Annotated in this window: 1 protein-coding gene; it reads right to left on the bottom strand. The window is 57.0% G+C overall.

Going from position 1 to position 633, the window contains the following annotated elements:
* Nucleotides 1–318 precede the first annotated feature (318 nt).
* On the bottom strand, nt 319–504 hold the full coding sequence (locus ACXJ7R_RS35675; protein ID WP_457155880.1) for a hypothetical protein: 186 nt from the start codon (nt 502–504) through the stop codon (nt 319–321).
* Between the last annotated feature and the right edge of the window lie 129 nt (nt 505–633).

Below are 633 nucleotides of genomic sequence, written 5' to 3'. Positions count from 1 at the left end.
CCCTCGGATGTCCTCTGCGTGGCGCCGTAGGAAACTCTCGATGTAGTAGCGGTCGAGTGGCGTGCCCCGATCGCCCCCAAATTTCCGGCTTATAGGTTCGACCTCGCCAAGGTCTCCAAAGACCACCGAACCAGGTGCCGGGACAGCTCGCATCTGCGATTCAAACCTGGGAGCCAGGGGCGAGGATCTTGCTTGGGCTGTCATCACGTCGCTCCCTGAAGGCTTAGTTGGTGTGGCCTTGTCATGAACGCGAGGACCACTCGATCGACAGCATATCGCTGGCTCATGAGAGGCATGACCACCCAGATTGCTTCTGCCTCAGCCATCAGCTTTCTTCCTCGCTGCCATCGCATTTTGACCGCTGGGGCCTGCAGTCTTTGCGTCCTTCGAGTGAGCTGCCAATGCAGGACCAGCCCCGGTCGCCTTGCACATGTCGCCGCTGCGCTTTTCTGGCTGTTCTTTTTTGCCCAAGAGGCCCGAAAAATACTTGCCGAAGAACCCCATGATTTCCTCCTCGATTAAGCAATTCAGTCATACCTAATACGAATTTGCCGGGAGATGTTTTGTTCCTCCGGGAGCAACGTCGCTACGATTCCGGCTGTTCCTGGTTCAGGCGCTCTTCGTTTCAGCGCC

Source organism: Mesorhizobium sp. P5_C1, from assembly GCF_054049815.1.
This window is presented reverse-complemented; position numbering and strand designations above follow the sequence as displayed.

What these genes read in the sequence shown, in the direction of transcription:
- ACXJ7R_RS35675 (WP_457155880.1), bottom strand. Translation starts at nt 504, where the DNA reads ATGGGGTTCTTCGGCAAGTATTTTTCGGGCCTCTTGGGCAAAAAAGAA.